The following is a 9,340-nucleotide window of genomic DNA, read 5'->3' on the forward strand; positions in this document are numbered from 1 at the left end:
AGAAGCAGAAAAATTAGCTAAATTAACAGGATTTACTCTCAGACAATTTGAAGAGAGATAGGCTTTTAGTGGCTTGGGAACAAGCTTTATCAATTTATTCATAATAAATATTGGCAGAAAATTAAAGATTAATTATTGTGACTAACTCTTTTGGTTAGAAAAAGATAAACTTGAGAATCTTCAGTCAAATTTCAGGTAGATGAGGAAGGCGAACGCTATTAGGAGGGGGAGGGTGTTGAGGATGGGTTTCATTATGGGGACTGGACTCCAGAAACTCCGCCGTCTCCCCCTCTCCCAACCGATAGCGAATCCTCAATATTTCCTGCTGCTGGCTGTCGGTTTTCAACTGCGATCACATCAATTCAACCTTCCGAAAAACCGCCTCATAATCCAACAGTAACCTCAACACCCTAGGGACTTGCGTAGGAATAATATCCCACAGCCAGACAATCGCTCTGTAGAAGAATCAGACAAGCCTTAAATGGTACATTATTAAAGCGCAAGTCCCTTATCTGTGAACAGTGACTAGGTTATGATGATGGTGAGGAGAATTGCGGAGAACCAAAAAAGCGCATTTGCTCCCGGCTTGATTTCAGTTAAGCTTTGATTAGAGGTTATTGTAGGAGAGAGTTATTGATACCGAATAGATTCACCCAGAGGTATTGCGCTGAAGCTATCTTGTCCTCGGTTTTTTATCCTCTGATTAATTTCTAAGTTGTACTGTATTCTCCCCACTTCCCCACTTCCCCACTTCCCCACTTCCCAGCTTATGATTCCCCTACAATTAACCCTGAAAAATTTTCTCAGTTATCGCGAGGCAGTGCTAGATTTTCGCGGATTACATACTGCCTGTATTTGTGGTGCCAATGGTGCGGGAAAATCCTCTTTACTCGAAGCAATTACTTGGGCAATTTGGGGAGAAAGTCGCACCTCGATTGCTGATGATGTGATTCATGCGGGCAGCGATTATGCGCGGGTAGATTTCGAGTTTAGTTATGGGGGAGAAATCTATAAAATTATCCGTAGTCGTCACCGGGGAGGGAAAGCTTCTAGTTTAGATTTTCAGGTGATTAATGATCAGAGTTTTCGTCCTTTATCGGGTAAAAGTATTAAAGATACCCAAGCACAGATTAATACTTATCTAAAAATAGACCATAAAACTTTCATTAATTCTGCTTATTTACGGCAGGGACAAGCGGACGAGTTTATGAAACAGCCTCCCAGTGGTCGTAAACAGATTTTAGCAGAATTATTGCAACTCGATCGCTATGAAATTTTAGCAAATAAAGCCAAGGATATATCGAAACAATTTGATGGACAGTCCCTCCAGATCGAGCAGCAAGTAGAAACTATCAAACTCCGTCTTCAGGAGAAAAACTCTTATCAAGAACAGCTGCAAGAGTTAAGCACCCAAATTAACCAAATTAATCAAGAACAAGAGGTAAATAATCGGCGTTTACAGCAACTACAGGGGGAAGAAAATCAGCGTCAGAATTGGGAAAAACAGCTACAGTGGCAAAGAGAACAGGAGCGAGCTTTATTAGCAGAAATCGAGAGATTAGACCGGGAAAAAGTTAGTCTAGACAATCAATTAAATCAAATAAGGACTATTCTTCATCGCAAAAATGACATTATTACTGCACACGAGCGCCTAAGGAATTTAGACCAGAAAGAGGCAAGTTTGTCAAGTCAATTGCAAGCTTGGCAACAGGCCCAGTATGATAAACAACAATTAGAACAGAAATTACAGCAAAAAATTAACGAATTTACCCTTCCTATCCAACAAACGAGCGCTCGTTTAGAAGAATTGCGAAGACAGGAACAAGAAACTCAAAAAATTATCGAGCAAGCGGGGGATATTCAAGCAGGATTAGAGAAGTTAAATTATCATCGTCAACGTCTTCAGGAATTGGATAGATTAGCTTTAAAATATGCTCCTTTAAATAGCCGAAAAGCTGATCTAAATATGCAGTTGGAACGGGAAAAAGCTAAGATCAATGCTCGTTGGGAACAATTGCAAAAAAATCGGCAACAATTAGAGACAGAAATCGATCGTATTCCGCTACTAAGAGAGGAAGCTCTCAATTTAGCCAAACGAATTAAGGAACTAGATAAAAAACAAACCTATTGTGAACGAGTTGAAGAAAAGGAAACTCTTAAACAAGTGGATAAAAAAAGTTTATTGGAGCAACAGAAAAGATATGAAGAACAACTTTTAGAGTTAAGTGATAAATTGGAAAAATTAAATATTCCCGATTCGGTTTGTCCTCTGTGTGAACAGAATTTAGACAGTCATCACCGTCATCAAGTAATCAGGAAAACCCATCAACATCAAGAACAAATTCAAGAGCAAATCTGGTCCCTACAGGAACGGATGGCAGACTGCGATCGAGATTTAAAACGTTTAGGGGAGGAATTAGCCCAAATTAAACAAGAATTGCCAGCAAGATCGAATCTACAACAAAAATATGTGCAGTTGGAAGTCAAGTTAGAAACTATTGAAGAAAAGGAAATAGAACTAGAGAAAACCGAGGAGATACTTGTCGAGTTAGAAGCACTTTTAAGCAGTGGCAATTATGCCCTAGAATTCCAGCAAGAATTACAAATTGTCAATCAAGAAATCGCCTTTTTAAACTATGATGAACAAAGTCATGCTTTAGTCAGAGGAGAAGAAAAAAGATGGCGTTGGGCAGAAATTCAAGAATCAGAACTTAAGCAATCAAACCGTCGTTTAGCTAATATCAAGGCCGAGAAACCTAATTTAATTAATCAATTAGCTAGACTAGAACAAGAGAAGCAAGAACTATGTCAAAATTCCCCACTTAAACAGGAAATTAAAAGCTTAGAAAAGTTTATTCAAAACTTAAATTATGATCGCAGTGAACATCAGAATATTCAAAATCTGATCCGACAATTACAGGGGGTAAGATTACAGTATCAAGACTGGCAACAAGCAGAAAAAAATTATCCAGAAATAGCCGCTAAAATCGCTGACATTGAGCAAAGATTACAGCTGCGAAATCAGGATCGCCAGAAGCTGAATCAGGAGTTAGCAAATATTAGTCAAAAGATTGGTACTTTGACTGACTATCGCCAAGAAATAGCCGCATTATCGACCAATATTCAACAGCGAAGACAGATAATTGATGGATTGCTCTCCCAAAAAGGTCGGGTTGAGGAGAAATTACATCAACTAGAAACTTTAGGTAAACAACTGACAGAAAAAGAGGGCGATTTAGCTAAAGTTAAAAAACAATATACAGTTTATAAAGAGTTAGCCATAGCTTTCGGTAAAAATGGTTTACAAACTCTGATGATTGAGAATGTTTTACCGGAGTTGGAAGCACAAACTAATTATATCTTAGCTCGCTTAACTGGTAATCAATTTCATGTGCAGTTTTTAACCCAAAAAAGCGGTAAAGGTACTAAGAAACAGCGACAAAAGTTAATCGATACTTTAGATATTATTATTGGCGATACCAGGGGATCTCGTCCCTACGAAACCTATTCAGGAGGGGAAGCTTTTCGGATTAATTTCTCGATTCGATTAGCTTTAGCGAGATTATTGGCACAAAGAGCCGGAACAGCCCTACAAATGCTCATTGTTGACGAAGGATTCGGAACTCAGGATGCGGAAGGATGCGAGCGCTTAATTGCGGCAATTAACGCTATATCCGCCGATTTTGCCTGTATTTTGACTGTCACCCATATGCCCCAATTTAAAGAAGCTTTTCAACATCGCATCGAAGTCCGCAAAACCGAACAGGGTTCCCAATTGATGTTATTATCCTAGGAAAAATATTGATGTAAAGATGGAAAAGATTACGATCACAGTGAAACTATTTGCTATTTATCAAGAAGTCTATCAAACTTCACAATTAAACCTCGAATTTCCTGCCCACACTTCCGTTACAGAAGTGTTAAACTATATTATAGCCCCCTATCCTCAATTAGAAAGATGGCGCGATGTTACTCGTTTTGGAGTCAATCTTCAGTTTGTTTCGGGAGAGAAAATCCTCAAAAATGGCGATGAGATAGTTTTGATTCCCCCCGTTAGTGGTGGCTAAATTGACTGCCACCTTTTTTACTTTTTACTTTTCCTTGATATCCCGTGTCTAACTGGCAAATTCCCCCATCGGTAGCTCTTCCCCAAGAGTTTTTAAAAATAGTCCAATACTATACCCCAGAGTCGGATGGCAGCGTCGTAGCACAAATATTATGGCATCGCGGTGTCCGGGATATGGCGACTCTGGGGACGTTTCTGGATGAGAAAGCTTATCAGTCAAAAACTCCCTTTGATTTTGGGCAAGAAATGAACTTCGCCGTCAAAAGACTGGAAAAAGCCCTAAATAAAGGCGAAAAAGTGACTATTTGGGGGGATTTCGATGCCGATGGTGTCACCGCTACCACTGTCCTCTGGGAAGGATTAGGGCAGTTTTTCCCAGCTAATCAACAGTTAGATTATTACATACCCGATCGCCAAAAAGAATCCCACGGCCTCAATTGTCCCGGTATCGAGAAACTAGCGCATCAAGGAACCCGTTTAATCGTCACCTGTGACACGGGAAGCACGAATATCGCCGAAATTGACTATGCAAACAGTCTAGGCATCGATATTATCATCACCGATCATCATACCCTACCCGACGAGCGCCCCGAGGTGATTGCCCTGATTAATCCCCGCTACTTTGTGGAAACCCATCCTTTCTATCATCTTTCTGGGGTTGCCGTTGCTTATAAATTAGTGGAAGCGATGTATTTAACCCTGGCAGATATTCCCAGAAAACCCCTAGAAAATTTACTCGATTTAGTTGCGATTGGTTTAATTGCCGATTTAGTCAAATTGACGGGAGAATGTCGTTATTTAGCCCAAAAAGGTCTTCAAAAACTGCAAAATACTCAGCGTTTGGGAGTTAAAAAATTACTCGATTTATGTAACAAAACCGGAGATAGACCGATGGATATATCCTTCGGTATTGGACCGCGCATTAATGCCGTCAGTCGCATTTATGGCGATGCTAGATTTTGTGTGGAATTACTTACCAGTGAAGATGAAAAACGTTGTCAAGAATTAGCTGAACAAGCGGAATTGGCCAATATTCGTCGCCAAGAAATCCAACGGGATATTATTAAACAAGTTCAGAAAAAACTAGAAAGAATTGATCTTTCTACCACTAATGTAATTATTTTAGATGATCCCCAATGGATGGCGGGAATTTTAGGATTAGTTGCGGGACAAATTGCCCAAGAATACCAGCGACCGACAATTTTATTAAGTACCAGTGAACCACCTTTTGCTAAGGGTTCCGCTAGGTCAATTCGCGAGATCGATCTCTATCAATTAGTATCCTCTCAATCCCATCTTTTACATCGTTTTGGTGGTCATCCTTTGGCCGCAGGTTTAAGTTTAACTATAGAAAATTTACCCCTATTTATTGAGGGAATTAATCAACAATTGCGACGCACAGGAATTGATTTAACTTCCCTTTCTCCTGAGATAGAAGTGGATGCAGTGGTGACGGTTTCCCAATTGGGAAAAAGTCTATTTCGAGAATTAAAATTACTGGAACCCTGCGGGATGGGTAATCCCACACCGAAGTTATTAATTCAAAATTGTTATTTTCACAATCTTTGGCATAAAAATCTTGAAGATTTCAAGGGCAGAAAAATCGCTTATCCCCGGACAACTTTTGAGATCTGGGATAGTTCAATCGAGCAGGGATTCCCCGGTATGTGGTGGGGTCATCACAAAGACGAAATTGCTGCCGATACCCGTTATGATGCCCTAGTCGAATTAGATTTTAATACCTACAAAAATCGCTATGAAGTTCGCTTAATTGCCTTGCATCCCTATCAACAAGAATTCCTAACCTATAGCAATAAAAAAGATTTTTTAATCGACAATCGCCATCGAGAAATTAATCGAGAAGTTAGCCAATTAAATCCCCTTTTTCTCTGGGAATGTCCCCGGGATTGGACAAAACTTTCCCGGGAATATCAACAGGCAATTTTACGGGATAAAAAGTTAGTTCTTGCCTATGGTAGTCCTTTGAAAAAATCCGCTCACAGCACATGGATAAACCTTGTCGGGATCGGGAAATATTTAGCTAGAACTAAAACCAGTATTTCCCGTCAACAATTACAAAACCGCTTAAACCTCAGTTATCATACCCTAGAATTAGGATTAATTTCCTTAGCAGAAAATGGCTTTAAAGTCAATAAAAATCAAGAAAATTTATCCTTTGAATTAGTCAATCATGAGGCAAAAATTAATAAGATTGAGCAATTTCTAGAAGCGGTGGCACTAGAAAACTTTCTCCAGCAATACTTTGCTACTGTTCCCCTAGAAATTCTGCAAACAATTCTTAATCATGAAGACTCGATCGATTTCTAATTATAACCCTTATTTACTGATTACTGATTACTGATTACTGATTACTGATGACTGATTACTGATGACTGATGACTGATTACTGATTACTGGTCACTGATTACTCCTTGACCGAAGAATTTCGGGGGTTTTGCCAGGGTATAAACTTCCGTATTTTGTGCGATTGCTTGACGAATATAGAGAGGAGTTTGTAACATTCCTAGTAAACTCATGCCATCAATTAAACGTAATCCTCCCGTAGTTGTATCGGTGATTAATTCATCTACCACATCGGGATCGGGACGAGTATTTAAAGGATGATTAGCACAGAGAGTAAAACCCCAAGGGGAACCATAACTAGGAGTGGGAGCGCAATAGGAATGAACGTAGGGAAAAACTGCTTTTAAAGTATTCACCAAACGCGCATGATACATCACCGAAGGAGGAGAAACCGGGCCAGATTGGACAACAACAATGCCATTTGCTGCCAAAACTCTTTGTAGTTTTTCAAAGTATTCTTTCGTGAATAGGGGGAAAGAAGGACCCTCTTCGATGGGATCAACCAGATCGGATATAATAATATCCCATTTATCGTTAGTGGTGTCTAAAACTTCTAAAGCATCAGCGACAACTAACTGAAAACGAGGATCATCAAAAGTGCCTTGGTGCATTTCGGGAAGATGTTCCTTACAAGCTGCCACCACATCCCCATCGATATCGATCATCATCACTTTTTCGATTGTTTTCCAACGCAATAATTCCCGGGTTGTCGCACCTTCACCACCTCCCAGAATTAAAGCAGTTTTTGGTTCTTGGTGGGCAATCATTGCCGGTTGCACTAATGCTTCATGATAAATAAATTCATCCCCCGTACAAGATTGCCATTTGCCATCCAGTACCAAGGCTTTTCCATAGGCCCCCGATTCAACAATATACATCTCCTGAAAAGCGGTTTTTTTGTAGGCTAAAATCCGGGAAACCCCATGACTATAAATGTCCCAGGGGGTAATATATTCGTTAACCCATAGATCCGCTTTTAGTTCACTTCCTGCCATAACTAATCCTCCTTGGGGTGAAAAAGGCACGATCTATTATTATACGACAATTGACAGATTTAGATCGTTAACCTGAAATTATCTCCAGGTAATCCCGAAGCTGCCGATAATCGATCGCTGAAAAACGGTAAGCTAGAAAAGATTAGCTTCCAGTAAACTTCTAGCCACTAACCTATGACTAAAAACGAGACTACCGAGAAAAAGATTTTTCTCCTAGATTTTGAGAAACCCCTCTACGAATTAGAATCCCGCATCGAACAGATTAAAGAATTAGCCCAAGAAAATAGCGTAGATGTCTCGGAACAAATTAGTCAACTAGACGAACGAGCTAATCAATTACGTCGTGAAATTTTTAGCAATCTCACCCCTTCCCAAAGGCTACAATTAGCCCGTCATCCCCGGCGCCCCAGTACCCTAGACTATATTCAAGCAATCACCGATGAATGGTTCGAGTTACACGGTGATCGCGGTGGTTACGACGATCCCGCTCTTGTGGGTGGTGTTGCCCGTTTTAACGGTCGTCCCGTGGTGATTATCGGGCATCAAAAAGGCCGGGATACTAAGGATAATGTGGCTAGAAATTTCGGTATGGCTGCCCCCGGGGGTTATCGTAAAGCCATGCGTTTAATGGAACACGCCCATCAGTTTAATCAGCCAATTTTAACCTTTATTGACACCCCCGGTGCCTGGGCGGGGGTGGAAGCGGAAAAATTAGGTCAAGGGGAAGCGATCGCCTATAATCTTCGGGAGATGTTCCGTTTAGATGTGCCGATCATTTGTACTGTTATTGGCGAAGGTGGTTCGGGCGGTGCTTTGGGCATTGGGGTCGGCGATCGCCTATTAATGTTAGAGCATTCTGTCTATACCGTGGCGACTCCCGAAGCTTGTGCGGCCATTCTCTGGAAAGATGCCAAAAAATCCGATAAAGCAGCAGTTGCCCTCAAAATTACCTCAAAAGATTTAAAAGAGTTAAATATTATCGATCAGATCGTTCTTGAATCCTCCAGAGGGGCCCATGCTGATCCGATTAAAGCGGCAGCCAATTTAAAAGCCGCTATCAGTGAAAATTTAGAGGCTTTATCTTTGTTAACACCCCAACAACGGCGCGAATCTCGTTATCAAAAATTCCGCAATTTAGGCGTATTTTTAGAAGCTACAGCTTAATCAGTGAGCAGTGAGCAGTTATCAGATGTGAGTTTTCAGTGATTAGTTTGTTTTGTAGATTTGGAAGATTTCAGCTTCAGTTTAAGGGTTGCACCGACAAAGCTATAATATTGGTGGCAGGTTCAAGAACACACCAAATGAAACGGGACGAGGTGCTGGCAATTCTAGAGGCACACCGAGAACAGTTACAAAAACTAGGGGTGAAATCTTTGTCTTTATCGAAAATTTGGGTTAAAACCCCGTCGTTTTACGACGGCTTTTCTTGATATTTAATATAGCACTTAAGAACTTCCAGGGTTGCACCTCCCAGTTATCAGTTATCAGTTATCAGTTATCAGTTATCAGTTATCAGTTATCAGTTATCAGTTATCAGTGGGTAAGTCATCAGTTATCAGATGTGAGTTTTTAAGTGTGCAGTATTAAATAGAAGTTTCCTCCTGTCTTTTTAATGTTTACTGTTTACTGTTTACTGTTTACTGATCACTGATTATAGAGTGTCTTTCTTTTCGTAGATGGCTTGACATAATTATCAGACCTAGTTAAAATAGAATGCGGACACACATATTTTAACTCAATGAAAGCAAGGTATCAATACCGCCTTTACCCAACAGACCAACAAAAGAGGCTTTTGTCTCAATTGTTCGGGTGTGTGCGTGTTGTCTGGAACGATACCTTAGCTTACTGCCAAGAACTCTATCAACAAGGAGAAAAAAAGCCAAAATATACCGAGTTGTCTAAAAGACTAACTCAG

Annotated in this window: 6 protein-coding genes and 1 pseudogene; 6 read left to right on the forward strand and 1 reads right to left on the reverse strand. The window is 40.3% G+C overall.

The window, feature by feature from the left end:
• Nucleotides 1–769: 769 nt before the first annotated feature.
• Genes sbcC through recJ form a run of 3 tightly spaced genes read left to right on the forward strand, consistent with a single transcriptional unit; the run spans nucleotide 770 to nucleotide 6,394 of the window.
• Nucleotides 770–3,793, forward strand: a complete 3,024-nt coding sequence (gene sbcC / locus IM322_RS03700) for an exonuclease subunit SbcC (RefSeq protein ID WP_287675990.1) — start codon at nucleotides 770–772, stop codon at nucleotides 3,791–3,793.
• Between the two features lie 19 nt (nucleotides 3,794–3,812).
• Nucleotides 3,813–4,067 (forward strand): MoaD/ThiS family protein, encoded by a 255-nt coding sequence (locus IM322_RS03705; protein WP_004163207.1) that lies wholly within the window; start codon nucleotides 3,813–3,815, stop codon nucleotides 4,065–4,067.
• 44 nt (nucleotides 4,068–4,111) lie between these two features.
• Nucleotides 4,112–6,394 (forward strand): single-stranded-DNA-specific exonuclease RecJ, encoded by a 2,283-nt coding sequence (gene recJ, locus IM322_RS03710; protein ID WP_287675991.1) that lies wholly within the window; start codon nucleotides 4,112–4,114, stop codon nucleotides 6,392–6,394.
• Nucleotides 6,395–6,477: 83 nt separating this feature from the next.
• Here recJ and IM322_RS03715 read toward each other — a convergent pair whose 3' ends face one another.
• Nucleotides 6,478–7,425, reverse strand: a complete 948-nt coding sequence (locus tag IM322_RS03715; RefSeq protein WP_286826918.1) for a spermine/spermidine synthase domain-containing protein — start codon at nucleotides 7,423–7,425, stop codon at nucleotides 6,478–6,480.
• A 174-nt stretch (nucleotides 7,426–7,599) separates the two neighbouring features.
• On the opposite strand from IM322_RS03715, the gene accA reads away from it, so the two are divergent.
• From accA to IM322_RS03730, 3 genes and pseudogenes are all read left to right on the forward strand, one after another.
• Complete coding sequence (accA, locus tag IM322_RS03720; protein ID WP_286826919.1) at nucleotides 7,600–8,589, forward strand: acetyl-CoA carboxylase carboxyl transferase subunit alpha; 990 nt, start codon at nucleotides 7,600–7,602, stop codon at nucleotides 8,587–8,589.
• 137 nt (nucleotides 8,590–8,726) lie between these two features.
• Nucleotides 8,727–8,807 (forward strand): annotated as a pseudogene (locus IM322_RS03725) (nucleotidyltransferase family protein); the annotation flags it as partial.
• A gap of 356 nt (nucleotides 8,808–9,163) precedes the next feature.
• A partial coding sequence (locus IM322_RS03730; protein WP_287713109.1) for a helix-turn-helix domain-containing protein occupies nucleotides 9,164–9,340 on the forward strand: 177 nt, incomplete at its 3' end.

Origin of the sequence: Microcystis sp. M109S1, from assembly GCF_020247025.1 — a bacterium.
Classification (GTDB): Bacteria; Cyanobacteriota; Cyanobacteriia; order Cyanobacteriales; family Microcystaceae; genus Microcystis.

Bases quoted from the DNA above. Each gene is read 5' to 3' on its own strand.
- IM322_RS03715 (WP_286826918.1), bottom strand. From the start codon at position 7,425: ATGGCAGGAAGTGAACTAAAAGCGGATCTATGGGTTAACGAATATATT.
- accA (WP_286826919.1), top strand. From the start codon at position 7,600: ATGACTAAAAACGAGACTACCGAGAAAAAGATTTTTCTCCTAGATTTT.
- IM322_RS03705 (WP_004163207.1), top strand. From the start codon at position 3,813: ATGGAAAAGATTACGATCACAGTGAAACTATTTGCTATTTATCAAGAA.
- sbcC (WP_287675990.1), top strand. From the start codon at position 770: ATGATTCCCCTACAATTAACCCTGAAAAATTTTCTCAGTTATCGCGAG.